The following is a 21,494-nucleotide window of genomic DNA, read 5'->3' on the forward strand; positions in this document are numbered from 1 at the left end:
TCAGATCACTTTCTCTACCAGGGCGAGCCCGAAGACCTGCGCGTCGAAGTCGTGGTGGCTACGGAAGAACGTATCGGGAGTGTTCTGGTATACCAGCATCGGCCGGCTGGGATCTTCCGGGATGACCCGATGGTTGGCGTTCCACCAGGTATTCGAGCCGCGGTCGTACCAGCCGTAGTCGAAGTTGGTGTATCCGATCTTGCCTTGGTAGTAGTCGTGACTCATGTCGACCTGCCCGGTCGCCGGGTCGGGCGCGAACCGCAGCGGACGTGGTTCGATCCAGCTCGTCGGGGTCTGCACGCCCGCCGCGTCGACCGTGAGTTCCTGACCGGTCCAGAAGTGCTTGGCGTAGATCACCGTTTCCAGCTTCGACGGGGGGACTTCGGGCTGGATCGGCATGTGGGCGTTGCGTAGTCGGGACAGCACCGGGTCGCCCTTGATGCGCTGCTGGAGCTCGAGCGCGTCCCTGGGCCCGGACCGCAGAATCGCGTCGTAGCGCTCGGCGTAACCGGACGCGAGCTCGAAGCCGCGGCGGCCCTCGACGATCTTCGCCATCGACCGCAGCCGTTGCGCCTCGGCCTGGTGCTCACCCACCTTGGCCCAGGCCCGCGCGCCCTCGGCACGGCTGGTGTTCAGTGCCGCTTCCCACCGATCCGAGGTCTGCTCCAGTGCACGAATCCGCCCGAGCACGTCGCGCCCACCCCGACCGTCGGCCATCGCTCGCCGCAGCTGGTAGATCTGCTGCCGGGTCCGTATATAGCCGTCGTAGTAGTGCACGGCCGCCTTCGCCGCCGCCTCACCCTTGGCCAGCAAGTGCTCGGTCTCCGCAGCCAGCCCGTGCGCGGCCGGATCGCCGATCGCCACGTGCATCGGCACGGCCACGGGATTATTGAGCCGTAGCCGGGTCATCCCGATACAGCCCTCGCGCAACGTCCCGTCCTCGGCGGCGGTCAGTGAACGCCCGAGCCGCTGCTCGTACATCCGCTTGTAGTCCTCGTACAGGAAGGTATTGCGGGTATCGGGAAGTCCGTCCTCGAGGTGCTCGGCGGTGAATCCGGGCGCGAACGGTTCGGGGTGTACGCCGGAAGAGGCTGGGGCGAACCGCTCTTCGGCGGCCAGCCGATCCTCGAGCAGCAGTCGCCGGGCGTGCCCCCCGGTCTCCTCGGCCAGCGCACGAGCCCGCGCAGCGAGCACGTTGCCCCCGTCGCCCAGGCCCGCCGCCAGACGTTCCGCCGCCCGGACCAAGTCCTGGACCAAGGGTTCTGCCACGATGACACTCCACGCGGTGGCGTGGCGTCACCCGCCACGAACAACTTGAATCCCTTCCGCTACTGCCTGATTCGAAAGGCTAGAAGAGGTACGGAAACCGCCCGTTTCCCACCATTGGGAAACGGGCGGTGGCGGCCTACAGCAGGACGCTCGACGCGGGCGGCGACTGGTCCGTGGACTGCTGGGTGCCGGACTGGTCGGAGACCGGAGCCACGGTCCCCGCGGGGGCCGCCACGGTCGCGGTGGCCGGTGCCACCTGGCTGCCGTCGACGATCTGGGCGTGGTCCACCGGCTGGGTGATGGTCTGCATGCCGAGGAAGGGCTGGATCTGCGGGTCGGTTGCCTGGACGCCGGGCTGTTGCGGATCGCCGGGTTTGGCGGGCTTACCGTCCTTGCCGTCTTTGCCCTGCAACGCCGGCAGGACCGACTGGATCACCTGCTCGATCGGCATGGCCAGCATCGGCAGCAGCGGGAGCATGCCGCTCAGCCCCGAACCGCCACCGGCGCTCGTGCCGGCCGAGACATCGGTTGCGCCGGTACCGGAATCGGTGCCACCCGTGCCGCCGGTGGTGCCACCCGTGCCGCCGGTGGTGCCACCCGTTCCGTCCGTGGTGCCGGTGCCGGCCATCGTCTGGTTGTCGGTGGCCACCTTCTGGATCTTGTCGTAGATGGCGGTCACGGCCTCGCCCAGGATCTTCATCAGCTGGGTCTCGTCGGGCGCCGACAGCTTCGGGATCGCGGCCACCGAGTGCAGCAGTGACTGCAGCACCGACACCACGTCCTGAATCCTGATCAGCGCCTGGCCTTTTCCGTCCGCCGCCGCATCGGTGACCTTGACGATCTGCTCGTGTGCGGCGACCAGCGAATCCGCAGTGGCCCGCGACCGAGCCGACACCGCGGTGTATCCCTTGCTGACCGCGGACGAGTCGACGTACTCCATGCCGGGCGGGAGATCCAGCTGGGCCGGGGTCGGCGGCGCTTCGCACACGCCCAATCCCAGTAGGTCGACCGCGATCTGGATGGCCTTGTCCACGTTGACGATGTATGCCTTCAGCCGCGGCGACGCACCCGGCGGGGTGAACAGCTGCGGCACGTTCCAGAAGTGCTGTTTGCCGTCGATGGACGCCGTCTGAGCCGGCGGATTCAGCAGATCGGAGGCACTGGGCAGGCCGGTGTCGCCGAGTTCGGCGTCCGTCGCCGTCGGGCCGGTCGCCGACGCTGCCGCGGCGGCGTAGAGAGCCGCGGCCTGGGCCGGATCGACCGGCAGCGGTCCGGCCGCGTTCGGGTCGATCGGCTGGCCGTCCGTCGTACCCTGGGCATCAGTCCCGACCGCCATGCCCAGCACCTGCCTCCCTGTCGTGTGCCTCCGATTGTCCGGTGTTCTCCACGGTGGGAACCCGTTTCGCGGCACTATGGCTACCAGCAGTGGGAATGGGTCCGTGCCCGGAGACCGCAGAATGGTGGGAATCGGAAATGGAGTACGGCAGCCTGAGGGGCACGGCAGGGGGGTGGATGGCCGAGACACAGGCCACAGACGCGTACCGCGCACTGCAGTCGCTGCTCGACCTGTACGGCGCCGGCCACCCCGATCCGCTCGAGGCCGTGGCCGACCTCGCCCGGGTCGGCCCGCAGAACGGTCATCTCGGCACACTGGCCGACCGGTACGGCGACCGGGCCGACGAGCACTCCGCAACGGCCACAGCCCATTCCGACCGCGATTCGGCGGTCCGGGAGGCGGTCGCCACCTCGGCCGACATCACCGCCACCGGGCGCCGCCAAGTAGTCGGCTACCTGGACGATTTCCGCACCCAGCTGCAAGCGATCTCGACGATCTCCGACATCCGGCTCAGCGGCCCGGCCGTCCTCGCCGCCGCCCACACCGCCATCACCAAGACCACCCAGCAGGTCGCCGCCGACACTACCGCAGCGACCCATCAGGCGGCCCGGATCATGCCGCCGGCGACGCCGACGTTGATCACCGGCCGCAACACCCGCCCGCGCCGGCGGCCGCGTTCCCGGCGGCGTGGCATGCCGGTCACCGACGGCACGGCCGGAGGTAACGCGGTGCAGGCCGCGGGGGCGTGGCTGGGTACGCCCTATGTGTGGGGTGGCGGCACGGCTGGCGGCCCGACCGGTGGCGGCTTCGACTGTTCCGGCCTCACCCAGTACGCGATCGCGCAGGCCTCGGACGGCCACGTGGTGCTGCCGCGGACTACCTACGAGCAAATCCACAGCGGCACAAGGATTCCAGTACAGGATGTACGGCCCGGCGATCTGGTGTTTCCCGCCAGTTCGTTCAGTGCGCGTGGACCCGAACACGTCCAGTTGGCCGCGGGCAACGGTATGGTCATCGAAGCTCCGCATTCCGGTGCGACGGTCCAGATGTCACGAATGCCGCGCGATGCGATAGTCGTCCGCGTGCTGTGAGGAGGTGATCGTCTGCCGATCGAGATCCCACACGACGTCGCGCTGTTCCTCAACTACGTCGGTGTTCCGTACCCGGATATCAACGAGGACCATGTTCGCGAATTAGGGCGGCACGTTCGGACTTTCGCCACCAATATGGCCGATACCCATTCCGCGGCGACCGGTGCGGTCAAGGATATGAACGCGGTCTATTCCGGGTATTCCTACGAGCAGTTGCTGGCGGCGTGGGGCCGCATGAGCGCGGGCCATCTGGCCGACCTGGACGCGGCCTGCAAAGTGGTGGCGACCGCGCTCGACGTCGCCGCCGAGGTCATCACCACGATGAAGATCGCGGTGCTCAGCGAATTGGCGGTCCAGGCAGCGACGTTCGCGAGCGCCATGGCCGCGACCGCCGTCACCGACGGCATGTCGCTCATGATCGCCCAGGCGACCCGCATGGCCGCACAGAAGCTGGTGACCGCACTCGAGCAGGCCCTCATCACCTACGTGGCCACCGAGGTCATCGACAAGGCGATCGCGCCGCTCGAGCATGTGGTGGCGAACATGGTGAACAACGCGCTCCACCATGCCGCCGGCGAACTGCTGGGTGAGCCCTCCCCGGACCTGCCGCTGCGCATCGAACCCGACGAGGTCCTGCGCTACGCCGGCCTGCTGGACCAGTACGCCGACGACATCCTCCGGCACGCGAATCAATTCGCTACCGACGCTGGCGCATTGGACTTCCAGACGCACGGCGGTGCCGACCTGCCGCTGCCGGACGAACCGGGCCCGGCACCCCACCGGCCGCTACCGGACGTCCCCGGCACCACCCCCGACCGAACACTGCCGCCCTCCGGCGCCACGCCGGACCCGCTGCCGTCCGTGGACCCGGCACCGACGACGGATACCGGCACCCCGACCGCGAACACCGTGTCCGCTCGCACCGGAACACCGTGGGGCGGTATACCTTCCGCCGATCCGCAACACGCGGGCACACCGGCCGCCACGAACTCCCCCTGGTCCGGAACGAACGGCTCCACCCCGGACCACCAACCGGCACAGTCGGTTCCCGGCCCCACTCCCGGTGCCCACGCCCCCGTCGTCCCGCAGGTGACGGCCCCCGCACACCTCGCGGCCACCGCACCGGACCTCACCTCCGCGAACCAGCACGCGGCGACCGAAAACCCCAGCGCCACAACGCCGAACTCTACCGGCACCGCGGCGACCACCACGGACCTGAACCAGCATGCTGCTGCACCTGTCGCGCCCCGTTCGGAGACGACCGGCACCCCGGCCCACCCGGCGCACAGCACACCGGAGAACCACGCCGATTCCGCGACCGGCGCCGACCCGGCCGTCAGGGCCGCGTCGGACGGTCCGACGCCGAACTCCGGAACTCCCTGGGACCACAACTCCGCCACCGGCACCGGCACAACCACGGGATCCACCGCGCCGCAGCAGGATCCGGAATCCCCGAGCACGCCGCGCCCGCCCCGCACGATCCCCGGCCGTTCCGGCCGCCGCCGCACCAACCCCTGGCGCAAGGCTGCCCGCCCCCGCCGCCCGGAGGTCACCCCCACCGCGGGCGGCACCGCCGCCACCCCCTGGTCCCGTCCGGCACCCACCACCGCACCGCCCGCCCGGGTATCGGTCACCCCGACAGCCGAGCCCGGACCCCGGATCGCGGCGCAGACCACCGACGGCACGCCACCGGACACGGTGGATCCGGCAACCGGCTCCCCCACCACCCTCGACACCGAATCCACCGCCACGCAGACCGTTCCACCCGGGGCCGCGGCGACTCCGCCCCCGAATCCACCGCGCGTCCAGGTGCCGGCCGAACTCCTGCGCCCAGCCGACGCCCCGCAACCCGCCACCGTATTCGACTCTGCCGCCGAACCGACTGCGACGCAGGAGATTCCGCCTGGCCGGACGACTCCGCGCCGGAATCCACCACGCGTCCAGGCACCGGCCGAACGGATGCGCCCGGCCGACGCCGCACGGCCGGATGCAGGACCGCCCGACTGACGCGCCGAACACGGCCCACGGCCCGGCCCGGCTACGGAGATCCGCACGGGCAGATACATGACCGGCCGACTCACGTACATAACCGGCCGACTCACGCGCCGAGGGCGCCATCCCCGGCCGGCCCGGCCACCGAGCTCCGCACGGCCGGATACCGGACCAGCCGACTCGCGCCCCGAGCACACAGCCAGCTGGCCACGGAGCTCCGCGCGGCCGGATGCGCGACCGCTCGGCGCACGCGCCGAGCACACAGTCGACGCCCCGGCCCGGCCACGGATCCGCGTGACCGGATGCGGGAGCGGCCGACTCACACGCCGAACACGTGGCCCACGACCCGGCCCGGCTCGACCACGGAGATCCACGCGGCCGCGACGTCATACCGGCCCGTGATCACGCCGAGTCACCTCCGGCGAACCGGCCGCCCCTGAACCCCGGCCGGTCAGACGGTGGTGCCGGCCGGCTTCGGGTCGAGACCGGTGGGGTGGAAGTAGCCGTGGAACTGGCCGTAGGTGCCGTGGCCGTCCGGGGGGTTCGACGTGTCCAGGCTGACCGGGTGGCCGTCGACCACCATCTGGGGACCGGCTTGGTCGACGACGATCAGAGCGCTGTGATGATCCCAGCGCATCACATCGCCGGTGCGCAGTTGGGACGGGTCGATGTGCACCCACGTGCGTTCGTCGGCGACGGTGCCGCGATACGCGGCGGAGGCATCACTTCCGTTGGGGTTGTTGGCTTCCCGGCTCACCGCGTCCGCGACGACGGCGGGCACCTTCTGGGTGGTGCCGTCGAACTTCATGTCCACCGGCGCGGTCGGGTCCGGCGCGGCGGGCGCGGCCGTGGGCGGCGGTGTTCCGGCATTCGGCGCGGTCACCGTGGCCGGGACCACACCCGGCTGCGCCGGTGCGGCGTTCGGGTCGGGGGCGTTCGGATCGGCCGGATTCCCCTGAGCGTCCTTGCCGTCCTTGCCGTCCTTGGGCTGCAGCTGTTTCAGCACCGTGGGCGCGAACGCGCTGATCACCGGCGCCAGCACCATTCCACCGATCATCAACAGCGGCAACAGTCCACCCAGACCGCCCCCGCCGGAACTCGACGCGTCGGCACCACTGTTCTTGATCTTGTCGATCGCCGCATTGACAGCGTCGAGCACCGGATCGCCGGTGCTGCCGTTCTTGCCGGTACCGGTCGTCGAACCGTCAGTGCCGGTGTCGGTGCCGAGCATGTCGCCGAACAGTTTCGGGAAGTCGACGTGGCCGCCGATCTTCGAGGTGCCCGGCGGCGGCGTGCCGTCGCCCGGCGGTGGCTTCTGACCGTCGCCCGGTGGCGGCTTCTGACCGTCACCCGGTGGCGGCTTCTCACCGTCGCCTGGGTCGGGCTTGTGTTTCGGCTTGTAGGTCGGCGCATTGCCGTCGATGAACTTCTTCGCGTCCACCATGCCGTCGTGCATGGCCTTCGCTTCGTTCGAGACCGAGGTCACGGTCGAAATGATCTGGTCGCCGAGGTACTTGACGATGTCCGGACCGTACTTGCCGTCCTTCGTGAAGTCGTTCGCGAGGGCAGCCGTCGTCCCCTCCGCTGCGATCAGCTTCTTTCGTCCGTCGTCGATATCGGTTTTCAATTTGTCGACATCGGCCTGGCTCATGTCACGAGTGTCGTACAGCTCGTTCTTCGCATTTCGGTTGTAATTGCCCAGTGCCTGGACGGCGTCGTGGTGCGCGTGCCAGGCGGGAGAGAACAGCGTGTCATGTAATTGACTGATGTCCATGGAAACGCGGTACCGAGTGTCGGCGAGCTTCGCGGCGACGTCACTGCTGATGTCGCCGACATTGCCGTCCCCGTTCTGGAGCGCGGAACTGATCCGCTCCAGAACCGATTTGTCATTCTTGTACATGTCCAGCATGTCGGACCAGCCGTTGATCGCGGTTCCGCCCAGCTGTTGCGACATATCAGAAAGACTCGGTGGCCGGTCCGCCTGGGCGCCGATCGAGTCGACGATATCCTGGAGATTATATTGCGCCATCGCGACCACGAACTTCAGCGCATCCGGCCATAATTTGTCCTCCGGTGAACCGGGTGACGGTATGAGATCGACGACGAACCAGTGACCGCTGGTGTTCGGGAAGATACTGCCGACTTGCTGGACCCCGTCGTATCCGACGACGATGCCGTTGCTGGTCAGCCCGAACCCATCCGCCTTGGATCCGGGGCCGCTGGTGTCGGCGAAGTCGCGGGACCATACCGTCTTGTCGCCGTTCTTGAGAACCAGCTTGTTGCCGTCGACCGTCGCGACCAGGGTGCCCTGACTGTTGTCGGTCCCCGATTCGAAGATCGTGTTGCCGGACGAGTCGCGCAGGATCAGGTTCCCGGACTCGACCGTCATCTTGTAGCCCGAACCGTCGGGCGAGGTCAGCTCCTGGCCCTCGCCGAGAGTCTGCCCGGCCTTGAGCGTCGGACCTAGATCGGTAGGGGCCATCAGATCTCCGGCCGCCAGGTTCGAATTTCACGCATCGGCCACTCAGTTCGACAGCGGTGCGACGACGGGCGGCGCGTCCACCGGCGGCGCCACGGCCACGCTCGGGGGTCCGGCGGTGACGACGGGGCCCGCGGCCGGCGCGGTCGCCGCCGGGCGTGCCACCGGCGGCACGAACTGCGGGTGCGCGGCGATCTGCTGGTGGGCGTACACGGCGTCGCGCAGTGTCTGCTGGTCGGTCTCGCCGGACAGCAGGAGCACCAGTTCGGTGCAGCGGCGTTCGAAGACCATGGCGCGCAACACATCTGCGTTGTCGTCGAGCCGCAGGCCACCCAGCTCGACCCGGCCGACGTCGACGCGGCGGGACAGCATGGCGGCCGACAGCAGGTCGTCGGCGTCGCGCAGGTCGTCCCACAGCTGACGCGGAACGGACTGTCCCGCTTGCAGTGTGGTCAGGATGCGTTCGCGCAGGTTGCGGGCCGAGAGCGCCTCGGCCGGCGTGGGCACCGTCCGCCCGACGGCGGCGTGGGCGTCGGCGGCCAGGGTGAGGCAGCCGAGCCGGATCGCCGGCTCCTGTACGGCGGCGACACTTTCCAGGGCTTGCGCGGTCCCGGTCAGCCCCAGCCGGTCCAGGGTGTCGGGGGTGCTGACCCGCAGGTCCAGGTCGTAGGCGGGGCCGACCATCCCTTCGACGGACGCGTCGGGCAGGCTCACCTTCAGGCCGGCGTCGATCGGCGCGGAGGACACCAGGGCGGTGATGCGGGTATCGTCCCGTGGTCCCAAGGCGGCGCCGAATTCGGCGAGAATCCGGGCGGGATCGGTGATTCCCTCCCAGGCGGCACCGGCATCGCCGCCCAGCAACTCGTCCCACTGCCACGGGGTCGAAACCTCCTGCGGCAGGAACAGTCCGGCGGGCAGCCAGCCGCGCCCCTCGGTGGAGGTGAGGAACACCCGGACCCCGGACGGCCCGCGCATCACCGATACCGCCCAGGCGAGTCCGACGGCCGGGGAGTCGACGGCCGCCAGCACCGCGCCGAGCAGCGTGCGGGCCAGGATCAGGTCGTCGTCCGGCCCGCCGTTCACGACCGCGGTCTCGGTGGCCGAATCCTTCGCCGCCGCAACGGCTCTGGCGAACGGGCTGAGCATCGGCGGCACCAGCATCGGCGGCTGGTCGTCGGAGCGCTGGCCGTTGTGCTGCCCGGCGGATGAGAGGTCGCCGCCGGCGCCGGGCAGCCCGAGCAGGGCGTCGTCGGGGTTCGGGGTGCCGTGCAAGGCGCCGGTCGCGGTGAATCCGTCGCCACCGGGCAGGGCGCCGCCGGAACCCCCGTCGCCACCGTGACCGCCCATGCTGCCGAAGTCGGGCAGCATGGGCGTCGACAGCGTCGGTGCGGCGCCGGTGGTCGCGTTGACCAGCCGCGTGTCGGTGTGTCCGGCATCGACCGGATCGCCGGTCGTCGGCCCACCGGCCGGGACCGGGTCGCCGGGTCCGCCGGGTCCGGCATGGGTCGGGCCGTCGGGCACCTGACCGCCGGAGCCGCTGACCGTCGAACCGCCCTGCAGGTCGACACCTTCCAGGTCGTCGGCCGCGGAATGCAGTGCGGCACTGGTCTGCGCGTGCTGGTCGGCGAGATGGTTCCCGGCCCGCTCCCGCGCGTCGTAGTAGTTGTTCAGGGCGGCGCGGACCGGTTCGGCGATGGTGCCGTAGTTGTGCTGGAACGCGTCCAGCCAGGCCGACGGCGGCTTCGACCACTCGCGGGTCTGCTCGGACATCCGCTGGTGGTCCAGGGCCCGTCGGCGAAGTTCCGCGGGGTCCAGGTTCAGGCCGTCAGCCATGGTGTCTCCGACTCCTCTCCGCACCCCGACGAGGGGGTATCCCCGACAAGGACATTGTCGAGCCTTCCCACACCTGGGACGGCAGATCACCGGGGCCACACCATGATCGGCGCCTAGGACAGGGCCGCGCTACCCAGCACGATCAGCGGCAGCGCGGGGTACTGCGGACCGTCGTACCAGTCGTCGTAGCCACCGCCGTAGAACGGGGGCTCCCAGCCACCGAATACGGGCGGCTGCCAGCCACCGAAGCGCGGCGGCGGCTGCCAGCCACCGAACTGCGGCGGGCACCACGGCCGCGGATACACCCCGTGGACGTCGTCGGCCTGCGCGATCGGGTCGGCGGCCGCGGTGGCAGCGAGCCCGGCGGGCACCACGAGCGCGGCCGCGACGCAGACCGCCGACAGTGTGCGCCGGGTCCGGGTGGCGACGGATTCTCCGAACATGACATCTCCTGAATCGCAAGGGATCCGGCGGACTCACGCGCCGGACGTGACACCAAATATTGTACCGTTATTCAGCGGCACGATCTAGCCGTGCGGCGGATCACATGGTGCGAGTGTGGATCAGCGGCGGTCCGGTCCGGCCGTGATGGTCGGCCGCCCGCCCGGCCCGGGTCCCGGGCGCCCCCGCTCCGGCGGCACCGGAGCCCGCTCGAACGCCGGATGCGAGGTGAGATGGGCGTGCGTGTAGGTGACGTCCCGAAGCACCTGGCGCGTCGGTTCGGCGGCCAGCAGCAGCACCAGTTCGTTACCACGCCGCTGAAACAGCAGCGTGCGCAGCGCGGCGTTCTCCCGGCCCGCGGAACGCAACTCCCGCAGCGGAATTCGCGAGGCGTCGGTCAACAGCGGGAACGCGGTGGCGGCCAGCAGGTCGTCGGCGTCGCGCAACTCGGCCCACCAGCCGTCCGGGATCGGCCGGCGCTGCCGCAAGGCGGCGAGGATCCGGGCCCGCAGCGGCACCACGCCCAGCGCGTCCGGCAACGCGCTCAGCCAACCGTGCGCTGTCAGGGCGAGCTCCAGGCAGCGCGCCGAGATCTGCTCCGCCGGAAAGGCTTCCACCTGCTCCAGCAGCTGCGGCGCCGCCACCACGCCCAGCCGGTCGACCAGGCCCGGCCGGGGCGCGGACAGGTCGAGTTCCGGTGCGGCGGTCACGTCGCCTTCCAGCGCCACTCCGGGCAGCAGATCCGCCAGCCCCGCCTGCAGCGGCCGGGACGACACCACGGCCGACAGCCGGGCCCCGGATTGGGCCCGCCAAGCCAGCCCGAACTCCACCAGAATGCGAGCCGGGTCGGCCACTCCCTCCCACCCGGATTCCAGCGCCACCTCCCACACCCACGGAATCGACGCCTCCCGCGGCAGATACAGCCCCGTCGGCAGCCAGCCGCGCCCCTCCGTGGAGGTGAGGAAGGCACTCACCCCCTGGGAATGGCGCAGGGCTGCCACCGCCCATCCCGGCGCGACCGGGGAGGTGTCGACCACGGCGAGCATGCTGCGCAACAGGGTTCGGGCCAGCACCAGATCACCGTCGACCCGCTCCCCCAGCACGAAGGCCGGGGTGGCGGCCGCCATCGCCGCACCGACCGCGTCCCGGACCAGGTCCGCGCTGGATTCGCTGTGATGTTCCGGCTGCGTGTTAGTCGCGGGCGGCTTGCCCGCCACCGGCGGTCCGGGATGCCCGGGCGTGCCCACACTCACCCGGGGAACGGCGGTCGACGGGCCGGGCGCGGGCGACCCGGCGTGCCCGGCCGCACCACCGGGGGCCGGTGACGACGCTTGCGCCGCAACACCTTCGGACGAGATCGCGGGTGCCGGACCGGCTTGCGGGGCGGTGACCATCGGGACGGCCAGCGCGGCGGCGGCCGCGGCCACCGGATCCGGTCCGGGGATCGCACCGGCCACATGGCCCAGCGCGACCCCGGAGGCGTCCGAATCGAACTGCGGCACACCAGATGTACCGCCGAGCGGGCTGCCGGACGCGGGTTGATCCACGTCGTCGCCGCTGCGGTGGACACCGACCGGGCCGCCGAATCCGTCCGTCGGGTCGCCACCGAGATCGGGCCGGGACCCGTTGTCCGGTGCCGTATCCGAGGGCGGACCGTCGTCGTGCGCCGGTGGCCCGCTGCCGTGCCAGCCCGGTCCCGGATTGCCGGCGGGCGGCGGCCCGGCACCGAAGGCCCCCGGGTAGGCACCGTCGAATGTCCCACCGGTGGAAGGTGATCCGCCGACCGGTCCGGCCGGGGCGGCGTGGGACGGCGGCCCGAGCGGCAGCACCGCACCGCCCGGACCACCCGGACCAGCCGGCAGGTCGTCGAGGGTGGGCAGGCCCGGCAGGTGACCGAGCCCCAGCGCGTCCGCCAGCGCCGCCAGGCCCGGCAGCGGGATCGGCACCGTCGGGTCGGTCACGAGACCACGGAATCCGGCCTGGATCATCAAGGGAAGCACCAGATCCTGCGGATACGGCGGCAGTTGCGGTGATCCGCCGGGCCACCGCCCACTCGGGTGGCCCGGATGCCCGCCGCTGTTGCCCGGTCCGCTCGCACGGTGGTTCAAGGGATCGTCGGTGCCGAGCAGATCCGCGATCGCCTGCAGCCCACGGAACTCCGACGATCCGAGCCGGGCCCGAGCCCGGGTCAGGATGCCGTCCGCGCGGTGTGCCGCCTGCTCGACGATGCCGTGGATCCGGTCCGCCGCCTGCTGTCGCGCCGCCGCGTCCTCGGGATCGGCGACCGGTACGGCGTTCACCTGACCGATCGTGGTCTCGTAGAGGTCCATCAGATCGTTCTGAGTATCGTGGACCAGGGACCCGAAGCGGTCGAAGACCTCCCCGGTGATCCGCAGCACGTCCGAGAAGTCCTGCAAGCGATTTCGGTGGGTCAGCAGTGCCGCCTTCACCGGATCCAGCGCCGCGCTGACCCGGACGCTGGCATCGAATCCGGCCATCGCGGTGTCGACCGAACCGATGTCGAGCGCGTCGGCGCCGGTGGTCGCCGCGTGGCCCAGGCGATACCAGTAGTCGGGCCCGAGGGTGGGCCACCGGTCGCCGACGATATCGGGCCAGTACGGTGCGTCGGGTTCCGGATCCAGCGGCATCGGGTCACACGGTCTCGGTCGGGCCGCCGCCGTCGATGTCGGTCTGACGCAGATCCTGCGCGGCCTGCGTCGTGTAATCGTGCAGTGCCTCCGAGCGCTCGGCGTGTGCGGTCACCGCCCGGCCGAAAGACGAAGTGATCCAACGCAATTTGTCGACCAGTTCCTGGTCCAGCAGCGATCCGCCGGCGCCGCCACCGGTCATCGCGGCGAGCGCCCCGTGGACGTGGTCGCGCGCGTCACCGGCCGCGGCGTGCACCCGGCCCGAGGCGCTGATCACCTCGTCGGGTGCGTCTATGTCGAGAGCGTCGGCCATGGCGGTACTCCGATCCGGTCAGAAGTGGCTGGTGCCACCGAATTCCGCGGCCTCCTGGGCGCGGTAGGCCGCCTCGGTGGGCAGGCCGAACGAGTCGACCGTGTAGGGGCGGGTTCCGTTGTGCAGCATCTCTTCCCGCAACCCGACCCGGGACTTCAGGTGCGCCAGTTTGCCCAGGCGCACGATCTCGGCAGCCAGCCATTCGTCCCCGTTGTCGCGCGCCTCGTCGGTGAGGTGCAGCCCGACGATCTCGCCGCTGCGGTCGCAGGCCACCCCGACCGTCTCGTCGGGGTTGAAGACCTCGTAGATCCGGGTCGCCCAGTCCGGCTGCACCGCAGCGTCTTCGAGGTCGGGCTCGTCGTAATCACTCATCACAGTCCTAGATTCGGGGTGTGGAGTACGGATCATCTTCGGCGACAGCCGATTCCAGCTGCTCAGTCAGCGCCTCCCAGCGTGCGTCGGCGACGTCGAGCGCGTGCCCGAGCTGCCAGAACCGGGTGCCGAGATACATGTCGGCGGTGCCGTCACCGATCACGTCGAGGCGATCCTCGCCGGCCACGGCCGGATTCATGCTCACCGTCGCCACCGGCGGATGCCGGTCGTCCACCGAGAACAGTTTCGTCCCACCGGGAATGAAGGCCTGCCGCAACCGATCCCCCGCCTCGATCGCCAACGCCGCGCTGTTGGTGGTAATCGACACCTCGGAGTTGAGCAACAACTGCAGCACCCAGGCGCGCGCGGTCCGCTCCGGATGGTCGGCCGTGATCGACATCGCCGGGCACGCGGCGAGATTCACGACCAGCACCGAATCGGTCATCGTGACACCGACGATCACCAGCCGGCCGGCCGTGCCCGACGGTTCGGGCAGGTCGTCGGCGGCCAGTTCCAGCACGTCCGAGCCGACCCCCACCGTGGCCGCCGGGAACGCGGTGACGGTACCGGTGGCGATCTCGATGGTGAAGGCCGCGATCGGGCTCGGCGCCCCGACCCCCACCGCCGCCAGGCGCACCAGGCCCTCGTCGTGCAGCCAGCGCACCGTGTCGGCGAAGGTCACCTCCCCGGGTTCGGTCATTGCTCCACCTGCGCTCGGGCTTCCGCCTCGGCCTTCATCTCCGCCCACGGGTCCACATCCATCAGATGGCGGTACTGGCGGCCCGCATCGGCGGCACTCTCCCGGATCGCGGCCATGATCTCGGCGGCGAGTTCCTGATTGTCGTACTGCGCGGCGGTACCCGGCGCCAGATACAGCGCGGTCAGCCGGCCCATCGCGTCGACCTCGGGAACGACCGCGCCGCTCGGGGACGGCCGCCGCGCCCGGATCGAGTCGATCTGCTCGCGCAGATCGGCGATCTTGTGCCGCAGATCGCGGGCCGCGTCGAGCGCGGCCTTCACATCGGGATGCATGTCATAGCTCACAGCGCACGCTCTCTCATACCGCTCCTCCGGTGTTGCTCGGGGGCTGGGGCGGGGCCGGCGTCGGCGGGGTGACGGTCGGCGCGATCGTCGGCTTCTCGCCGATCACCGCCTCGGTATACGGGGTGTCGTCGACATACATCAACCGGTCGGGATGCCAGGCGACGACCCGGTTGCGTTCGCCGCCGCCGCCCGCGCCGGCGCCGTGCGCGCCCGGCATCATCGGCATGTAGGGCATGCCGCCACCGGGAGCGCCGGCCCGGCCCGCCGCCGCGGCGAGCGAGGGCGAGGACAACGGCTCGATGACCGGGGTGCGCGGCAGCTGCGAGGCCGCGGTGGCCGCCGCGATGGAACCGTCGGCCGGCAGCGCCCCGACCGTGACGGTGGGCGTCTCGACGCTGGGCATCTCGGGCAGCCCGCCGGTCGGGTCGCCGCCGCCCACCACCGACGGAATGGACGGCAGACCGTAGTCCGGGTACTGGCCGTCGGTGAAGTTCGGATCCTGCAGGCCGGTCTGGTTCTGCCCGGCGAGGCTGTTCTGGTTCATCATGCTCATCAGCGCGGGCAGCATCTGCGCCATCGAGCTGTCCCCCGTGCTGCCGTTCTGCTTCGTCGGCTTGCCGGTGGTCGGATCGGTCGGATCGGTCGGATCGGTCTTCACCGGCTTCTTGGTGTTGTCGGTGACCGTCGTGGTGTAGTCGCCGACGGTCTGCAGGGACCGGGCGTTGATCTCCTCGAACTCCTTCATCGCCGCCGCGATGGCGGCCGGGTTCTTCGAGCGCATCGCCGCGAGCAGCTTCTTGCGCGCGGCCTGGATCTCTTGCGGCGTAGGATGTTTCGCCCGCGCTTGGTTGTAGGCGTCGGCGTAGCCGTCCACCGAGGTCGCCAGATCCCCGAGATCCTGACCGGCGGCCGCGAGCCGGTTGCGGTGCTGGACGATATTGGCGGCCGCCAGATCACCGACCGGGGTCCAGCTCTGTAGTCCCTGGATGGTCGAGTCGAGGCCGTCGAGAGCGTCGGCGTGCGGTCCGGCGAGGAACTGGCGCAGCGATTGGGCGTAGGCCCGAGCGGGTCCGGTGCCCGGCCCGGAGTGCAGCTGCTCGGCGAATACCAGTGGATCGGGCGAGATCTCGGCCACCGGATGGGCCGGCGCCTGCCGGGCCGGGAACTGCGGCACCATCGACACCGGATTCACCAGGATCGGGCCCCCGCCACCGGCGATCGTCCGGCCGCCCTCGTCGTCGGCGGCGCTGTAATCGGATGCCGAGGCGCCGATGTCGTAGGCGTTGGGGTGCAGGCCGTTGAAGGCGTCGATCATCTGGTTGAGCAGTTCGGCGCCGCGGGCGTTGTGCGCGGTCGCGGCGAACGCCGAATGTGGTTCGGCGCCTGCGGGATGCACCCAGCCGCCGGGAAGTCCGCCGTGCGTGGCATGGACGAGGTCCGACAGGGCCGACGCCAGCGCTGCCAGCTCCCCCGGGTCCACGTTCATCCCCGCCACCACGGTCTCCTCTCCCTGTCGGCACGCTCCGGGCCGCGTCCGGATATCACCCCGATCTGTCACCCGGGTCGGAGCACCAGTCGACCCCATCATTGTCCGAGCTTCCCAGGACTGGGAATTCGATGTCCGGGACCGCCGGAGTGCCGGACCGGCACGCGGCACCGGTCCGGCACGTTTCAGTGCTGCCTCGGCACCACCGCCGGGGGCAGGTCGGTCGCGGGGGCCGAAACTCCGGCCGGTGCAACCGAAATCGTGGGCGGTACCACGGCACCGGTCGGCGCCGGGCGCGGTGCACGGTCAGCCGCGGGCGCGACCGATACGCCACCGGGCGGACCGCCGGCGGTCGCGGGAGCCACGGAAGTTCCACCGGGAGCGGCGATCTCGGTGGTCGCCCCGGCCTCGGCGGGGGCGAACTGCGGATGCGCCGCGATCTGCTGGTGGGCGTACATGGCGTCGCGCAGGCTCTGCTGATCCGGCTCCCCGGCCAGCAGCAGGGCCAGTTCGGTACAGCGACGCTCGAAGACCATGGCCCGCAACACCTCCGAGCCCTCGTCGGCAGTGAGCGCACCCAGATCCACCCGGCCGGCGTCGACCCGGCGCGAGAGCATGGCCGCGGCCAGCAACTCGTCCAAGGACCGCAGGTCGTCCCAGAGCTGGCGCGGCACCGCCATGCCCGCCTGCAGGGTGGTCAGGATCTGCTCGCGCAAGACCCGCGCCGGCCGCGCCTCGGCGGGCGTGGACACCGCACCACCCACCGCGGCATGGGCATCGGCCGCCAGCGCCTGCAGCACCGGCGCGACCATCGAATCCGCCACGGCGGCAACACTGTCCAGCGCCTGCGGGGTACCGGTCAGGCCGAGGCGGTCCACCGATCCCGCGGTCGCGACCCGCAGATCGTGGTCGTAGGCGGGCCCGACCAGGCCCGCGACCGCGGCATCCCCCAGACCCTGTTCCAGGCCGGAGTCGATCGGCGCGGACGACGCCACCGCGGTGACCCGCCCCTGCACCCGCGGCCCCCACACCAACCCGAACTCCGCGAGAACCCTTGCGGGATCGGCGATTCCCTCCCATGCCGACGTCCGGCCGCTGCCCAGCAACTCGTCCCACTGCCACGGCATCGACACCGACCGGGGCACATGCAGTCCCGCCGGCAGCCAGCCCCGGCCCTCGGTCGAGGTCAAGAACAGCCGCAGCCCGAACGGGCCACGCATCGCCGACACCGCCCACTCCAGGCCGACCGGCGACTCCGCCGCTGCCAGCACCGCCCCGAGCAGCGCCTTCGCCAGCGCCAGGTCCGAGTCGGCGTCGACGGTCGCGTCCGCGGTGGCGGTACCGTCGGCCGCGCCCGGCGCGACCGCGTTCGCGTACGGATCGACCATGGCCGGGACATCGCCGACGCTCGGACCGGCTGCCAACGGTCCACCGGGCAGCGAAGGCACCGGGCCGCCACCGGGCGGGCCGGCGATATCCGGCGCGATACCGGGCACGCTGCCGGGCCAGGATTGCTGCCCGACCACGCCGCCGGGCGGAACCTGACCGAGGGCCGGTGTCTCGTGCTGCACGACCGGACCGGCGTCGAGTGGCGCCGAGGGCCGCGCCTGCGCCGGGCCACCGGCATCCGGTGTTGCTCCCGGCTCGTGCGGGGCTCCGGTCGGCACACCCGCACTCGGCGGGGGACCGCTGACCGGATGATGTTGGGCCACCGGATGCTCCGGACCACCGGTGGTCACCGGGCCGGGCGGCTGAACCGGGTGACCGGGTGTGGTCGGCGCCGGATGCCGCGGGGTGGTGCCGTGATCGCCGAGTCCCAGGTTCTGGATCGCCGCGCCACCCTCCTGATCGGCCTTCTCGATGTCGTCGGCGGCCTGGTTCAGGGCGTCAGCGGTCTCCTTGTGCTGTGCCGCGAGCGCCATTCCGGCATCGTGCCGAATGTTGTAATAGTCGACCAGCGACGCGTGGAGCTGGTCGGCGATCTTGCCCCGGGTGATTTTGTAGTCGTCGAGCCAATCCTTGGGGACCAGCGACCACTGTTCGAGCGCACCCTGCACCCGGATGTGCTCGGCGGCGAGCCGGCGCAGCAGGGCGGGATCGAGGATAGTGGGATTCACCTACACCGAACTCCTTGTCGCACAGTCACTCCGGCTCCGACTCGGACCGATCTGCGAGTTCGGCCCAGGCTGCCCGGTCCGCGGCCCACAGATCGGTGGCGAACAGCGCCCGCTGTTGCCGCTGGGCATCGGCGACGCTCTCCCGGATCGCCGCCACGATCTCGGCCGCCAGCTCGGCGTTGCCGAACCGGTCGACCGTGCCCGGAGCCAGGTACAGGCCGGTCAATCGCCGTTTCACGTCGACCTCCGGGACCACCGCCCCGCTCGGTGAGGGCCGGCGCGCGCGGATCGCGGCGAGCCGCTCCTGGACCTCGATCATCTTGTCGCGCAGTCGCCGAGCACCCATCCGTGCCCGAAGCACGTCGGGATGCATTTCGCGGGCCATCACAACCTCCGATCCACCGTGGTCAGGTCGGCACCACCGACGGCGCCGCGGTCGACGGGTCGCCGGCCAACGCCATCCCGGTATCGGATTGGCTTCCCGCCGAACCCAATTCGATGCCCTTGGGGTGCGCGAAGCCGGCGAACGTGCCGAAGTCGGTCGGGACCTGGTCGAACGGCTTCAGATCACCGTTGATCACGACGTCGAGCGTGGCATCGGGCCCGGACCCGATCACGCGCAGGATCGCCGTGTGGTCGGTGCCGTCGTCGCTCTGCCAGGTCGCGACGTCACCGGTCATCAACTGCGACGGGTCGACCCTGGGTCCGATGTGCTTGGTATCGGACCACTTCGCCGTGGTCTTGCCGTAGGCGGACTGCGCGTCGGTCTTGCTGTGGTCGCCGAATGCCGCATCCAGCGCCTGCGCGACCAGCGGTGACACCTTCTGCGTCTTGCCGTCCGGGAAGGGATAGGTGATGCTGCCGTCGGCGTCGGGGACCCGGCCGGGGGCCGCAGCGGGCTGCGTCGAGGTGGCCTGGTTGTTCGGGCCGGCCGGTTGCCCGGAATCCGGTTGCGCGGGCTGCGCGGGTGCCGGTTGCGCGGGCTGCGCGGCCGCCGGAGCGGCGGTCGTCGCCACCGCCGGTTGTGCGGTCAGCGGGGTGCCCAGTGGCCGGGTGGGATCCTGGTACTGGTTCGGGTAGCCCATCTGGTTCTGCCGGCCCAGCGAGTTCATCATCATCATCTGGCCGAGCGGGCCGTTCATCAGGTCCGACATCCCGCCCATCGACGACCCGAGGCCCGCGGTCGACGCCGGATTCGGGGTCTGGCTCGCGGTTCCGGCCGCATCGTTGATCGCTTTGATCAGTGAGGCGTTGGGATCGTCGGCGGTGGAACCAGGTATGTTACCGATCGTGTTCTTGCCCGTGGTGTCGTTGCCCGTGGTGTCGTTGCCCGTGGTGTTGGGCACGTTCTGCGCAGAGGTATCCCAGGGGAACGCACCCGGCTTGTTCGGGGTGTTGATCGTACTCGGCTGATACGGGTTCTGCCCGGGGGTGAACGGGTTGACACCCGGGGGATTCCCCGTCCCGTTCTTCAGCGCCTCGATCTCCTTCTGCATGGCGGCCTGATCCGCGGCCGCCTTGTCGGCCGCGGCTTTTGCGGCCGCGTTCGCGGCATCAAGCTTATTGGAAAGGTCCGTATTGGTGGCGTTCGCCGCGTTCAGCTTGTCCTGGGCGTCCTTGAGTGCCTGCGCGGACTTGTCGACACCGCCGCTGCCGTTGTCCACCTGCCCCGAGAGCGTGCCCATTGCCTGGACCTCGGATTGGATGGCTTCGCCGACGTAGTGGGTGATGTAGCTCTGCTCGTCACCGTCCGGCGGCGCGAATTTGGCGCGTTCGTTGAGGAATTCGACGAACAGTCGATAATTGGTCTTGGCCTGCTGCAGTTTGGTGTCGGTGTCACTGACCGTCTGCACCATCGTGGCGTAGCTGCCCTGGAACGCGTTGAAAGCGTCCCGGAGCGCGGTCGCCTTCTGCATGTACTCCGCGAGCGTGGTCGAATTATCCGAGCCGGAGATGGGGCTGACCTGTTCGAACGTGTACGACTTCGGTACCGCCTTGGGATCGCCTTTACCGAGGTTGTGCCAGTCGGTGTAAACCAGCGCGGCCAGACCCAGCGGTGATCCGTCCGGCGCCCAGGTGGCGTCGACCGAATTGGTGAGGAAGGTATCGTCCGGATGGTCCAGGTAGTACGGCCAGGCCGAACTGCCGTTGTCCTGGATGACCATCCGAAGCGGCGAGTCGTCGGTCATGCGACCTCGATCTCGTCAGGCTTGTAGGGGTACTTGTTGTCCGGTCTGGCTACCAGCCTGACCGGAACCGGAAGATCCGGCTGCCCCATATTGGCAGCAGCGGTCAGCCCACCGGCCCCCAGTGCCTTGCCGGTACTCCAATCGAAGGTGTTCTTGTACCACGGCTTCGCATTTGCCGCATTCTTCGCGGCGGCCGCCGCCACTCTTGCTTTGGCGGCATTCTGCTTGGCGATAGCTTCTTTCGCGTCCTTCAATGCCTTGTCGTAGGCTTTCCCGGATGACTTGCCGGCCGTGGCGGCCGCTTCCTTTTCCGCCTGCTTCACCTCGTCCTTGGTCAGATTGCCAAGGGCTTTCGATAATTGGTTGGGGGTGACCTTGGCCGCGGCAGCGGCCAGGTCCTTGTCCGCCTGCGCCGCGGCTGCCTTCCCCCAGGGCGTCTTGCCGAATACCTTCGGCGCGAACTTCGACAATAGACTGCCCTCACCGAGGGTCTTGCCGAAGAGCTTGGCGGCGCCGCCACCGCCCAGCCCGCCCATCGCGCCGCCCAGCGCGATGTCCTTCCAGTTGTCCCCGGGGTTCCAGCCCTTGCCCTCGATGCCGTCGGCCAGGTACGTACCGAGCGCACCACCGACCATGCCCCCGAGCGGCGGGAGGATGAAGCTCGTGGCCGCCGGGAGGGCGAAGCTGACGGTGACACTCGCGGCCTTCTTGAGCCAACCCCACATCAGCAGAACCCTTCTTCGGTGCGGCCCGGAACTCTCGTCGCGCCGGGCGGGCCGGCGGTGGTCGGCACTGGTCCGATCCCGCTGGAGCCCACGACAACCCAATTCTCTGGTGTTCCCACCGGTGGGGAAGGTGGGTTCCCTTGCCGCCGAGCACTACCC

Annotated in this window: 17 protein-coding genes; 2 read left to right on the forward strand and 15 right to left on the reverse strand. The window is 70.2% G+C overall.

The genetic code is table 11. The features are described from left to right. Together EBN03_RS25970 and EBN03_RS25975 are read right to left on the reverse strand one after the other, a co-directional pair. Positions 1 to 1,269 (reverse strand): hypothetical protein, encoded by a 1,269-nt coding sequence (locus EBN03_RS25970; protein ID WP_147471708.1) that lies wholly within the window; start codon positions 1,267 to 1,269, stop codon positions 1 to 3. A gap of 136 nt (positions 1,270 to 1,405) precedes the next feature. After that, a complete protein-coding gene (locus EBN03_RS25975) occupies positions 1,406 to 2,605 on the reverse strand; it encodes a hypothetical protein (protein WP_147471709.1) in 1,200 nt (399 codons plus the stop codon). Positions 2,606 to 2,781: 176 nt separating this feature from the next. Between EBN03_RS25975 and EBN03_RS25980 the strand changes: the two genes are divergently transcribed. Together EBN03_RS25980 and EBN03_RS25985 are read left to right on the forward strand one after the other, a co-directional pair. Then, positions 2,782 to 3,696, forward strand: coding sequence for a C40 family peptidase (locus EBN03_RS25980; protein WP_233608644.1), 915 nt, complete (start codon positions 2,782 to 2,784; stop codon positions 3,694 to 3,696). 78 nt (positions 3,697 to 3,774) lie between these two features. Further along, positions 3,775 to 5,703, forward strand: a complete 1,929-nt coding sequence (locus EBN03_RS25985; protein WP_456093818.1) for a WXG100-like domain-containing protein — start codon at positions 3,775 to 3,777, stop codon at positions 5,701 to 5,703. Between the two features lie 436 nt (positions 5,704 to 6,139). Here EBN03_RS25985 and EBN03_RS25990 read toward each other — a convergent pair whose 3' ends face one another. The 13 genes from EBN03_RS25990 to EBN03_RS26050 form a co-directional block, all read right to left on the reverse strand. Next, entirely contained in the window at positions 6,140 to 8,170 is a 2,031-nt protein-coding gene (locus EBN03_RS25990; protein WP_122190760.1) for a hypothetical protein, read from the reverse strand. Between the two features lie 42 nt (positions 8,171 to 8,212). After that, complete coding sequence (locus EBN03_RS25995) at positions 8,213 to 10,000, reverse strand: type VII secretion target (protein WP_122190761.1); 1,788 nt, start codon at positions 9,998 to 10,000, stop codon at positions 8,213 to 8,215. 113 nt (positions 10,001 to 10,113) lie between these two features. After that, entirely contained in the window at positions 10,114 to 10,443 is a 330-nt protein-coding gene (locus EBN03_RS26000) for a hypothetical protein (RefSeq protein WP_122190762.1), read from the reverse strand. A gap of 120 nt (positions 10,444 to 10,563) precedes the next feature. Then, positions 10,564 to 13,089: a hypothetical protein gene (locus EBN03_RS26005; RefSeq protein ID WP_122190763.1), complete on the reverse strand. Its 2,526-nt coding sequence runs from the start codon at positions 13,087 to 13,089 to the stop codon at positions 10,564 to 10,566. Positions 13,090 to 13,093: 4 nt separating this feature from the next. After that, entirely contained in the window at positions 13,094 to 13,402 is a 309-nt protein-coding gene (locus tag EBN03_RS26010) for a hypothetical protein (RefSeq protein ID WP_122190764.1), read from the reverse strand. A gap of 18 nt (positions 13,403 to 13,420) precedes the next feature. Beyond that, positions 13,421 to 13,774, reverse strand: coding sequence for a hypothetical protein (locus tag EBN03_RS26015; RefSeq protein WP_122190765.1), 354 nt, complete (start codon positions 13,772 to 13,774; stop codon positions 13,421 to 13,423). A gap of 7 nt (positions 13,775 to 13,781) precedes the next feature. Then, a complete protein-coding gene (locus tag EBN03_RS26020; protein ID WP_122190766.1) occupies positions 13,782 to 14,474 on the reverse strand; it encodes a hypothetical protein in 693 nt (230 codons plus the stop codon). Then, entirely contained in the window at positions 14,471 to 14,818 is a 348-nt protein-coding gene (locus tag EBN03_RS26025; RefSeq protein WP_233608645.1) for a YbaB/EbfC family nucleoid-associated protein, read from the reverse strand. The genes EBN03_RS26020 and EBN03_RS26025 overlap by 4 nt, the downstream gene beginning before the upstream one ends. 13 nt (positions 14,819 to 14,831) lie before the next feature. Next, on the reverse strand, positions 14,832 to 16,304 hold the full coding sequence (locus EBN03_RS26030) for a PPE domain-containing protein (protein WP_158675744.1): 1,473 nt from the start codon (positions 16,302 to 16,304) through the stop codon (positions 14,832 to 14,834). Between the two features lie 185 nt (positions 16,305 to 16,489). Continuing rightward, positions 16,490 to 18,421, reverse strand: a complete 1,932-nt coding sequence (locus tag EBN03_RS26035) for a type VII secretion target (RefSeq protein WP_122190768.1) — start codon at positions 18,419 to 18,421, stop codon at positions 16,490 to 16,492. A 25-nt stretch (positions 18,422 to 18,446) separates the two neighbouring features. Then, a complete protein-coding gene (locus tag EBN03_RS26040) occupies positions 18,447 to 18,806 on the reverse strand; it encodes a YbaB/EbfC family nucleoid-associated protein (protein ID WP_122190769.1) in 360 nt (119 codons plus the stop codon). Positions 18,807 to 18,828: 22 nt separating this feature from the next. Then, complete coding sequence (locus tag EBN03_RS26045; RefSeq protein WP_122190770.1) at positions 18,829 to 20,610, reverse strand: hypothetical protein; 1,782 nt, start codon at positions 20,608 to 20,610, stop codon at positions 18,829 to 18,831. Beyond that, positions 20,607 to 21,335 (reverse strand): hypothetical protein, encoded by a 729-nt coding sequence (locus EBN03_RS26050; protein ID WP_122190771.1) that lies wholly within the window; start codon positions 21,333 to 21,335, stop codon positions 20,607 to 20,609. The genes EBN03_RS26045 and EBN03_RS26050 overlap by 4 nt, the downstream gene beginning before the upstream one ends. Positions 21,336 to 21,494: the final 159 nt, after the last annotated feature.

Source organism: Nocardia stercoris, from assembly GCF_003696265.1.
GTDB lineage: Bacteria > Actinomycetota > Actinomycetes > Mycobacteriales > Mycobacteriaceae > Nocardia > Nocardia stercoris.

Bases quoted from the DNA above. Each gene is read 5' to 3' on its own strand.
- EBN03_RS26030 (WP_158675744.1), bottom strand. From the start codon at position 16,304: ATGAACGTGGACCCGGGGGAGCTGGCAGCGCTGGCGTCGGCCCTGTCG.
- EBN03_RS26015 (WP_122190765.1), bottom strand. From the start codon at position 13,774: ATGAGTGATTACGACGAGCCCGACCTCGAAGACGCTGCGGTGCAGCCG.
- EBN03_RS26000 (WP_122190762.1), bottom strand. From the start codon at position 10,443: ATGTTCGGAGAATCCGTCGCCACCCGGACCCGGCGCACACTGTCGGCG.
- EBN03_RS26040 (WP_122190769.1), bottom strand. From the start codon at position 18,806: ATGGCCCGCGAAATGCATCCCGACGTGCTTCGGGCACGGATGGGTGCT.
- EBN03_RS26020 (WP_122190766.1), bottom strand. From the start codon at position 14,474: ATGACCGAACCCGGGGAGGTGACCTTCGCCGACACGGTGCGCTGGCTG.
- EBN03_RS26010 (WP_122190764.1), bottom strand. From the start codon at position 13,402: ATGGCCGACGCTCTCGACATAGACGCACCCGACGAGGTGATCAGCGCC.
- EBN03_RS26005 (WP_122190763.1), bottom strand. From the start codon at position 13,089: ATGCCGCTGGATCCGGAACCCGACGCACCGTACTGGCCCGATATCGTC.
- EBN03_RS25990 (WP_122190760.1), bottom strand. From the start codon at position 8,170: ATGGCCCCTACCGATCTAGGTCCGACGCTCAAGGCCGGGCAGACTCTC.
- EBN03_RS25995 (WP_122190761.1), bottom strand. From the start codon at position 10,000: ATGGCTGACGGCCTGAACCTGGACCCCGCGGAACTTCGCCGACGGGCC.
- EBN03_RS26050 (WP_122190771.1), bottom strand. From the start codon at position 21,335: ATGTGGGGTTGGCTCAAGAAGGCCGCGAGTGTCACCGTCAGCTTCGCC.
- EBN03_RS25980 (WP_233608644.1), top strand. From the start codon at position 2,782: ATGGCCGAGACACAGGCCACAGACGCGTACCGCGCACTGCAGTCGCTG.
- EBN03_RS25975 (WP_147471709.1), bottom strand. From the start codon at position 2,605: ATGGCGGTCGGGACTGATGCCCAGGGTACGACGGACGGCCAGCCGATC.
- EBN03_RS26045 (WP_122190770.1), bottom strand. From the start codon at position 20,610: ATGACCGACGACTCGCCGCTTCGGATGGTCATCCAGGACAACGGCAGT.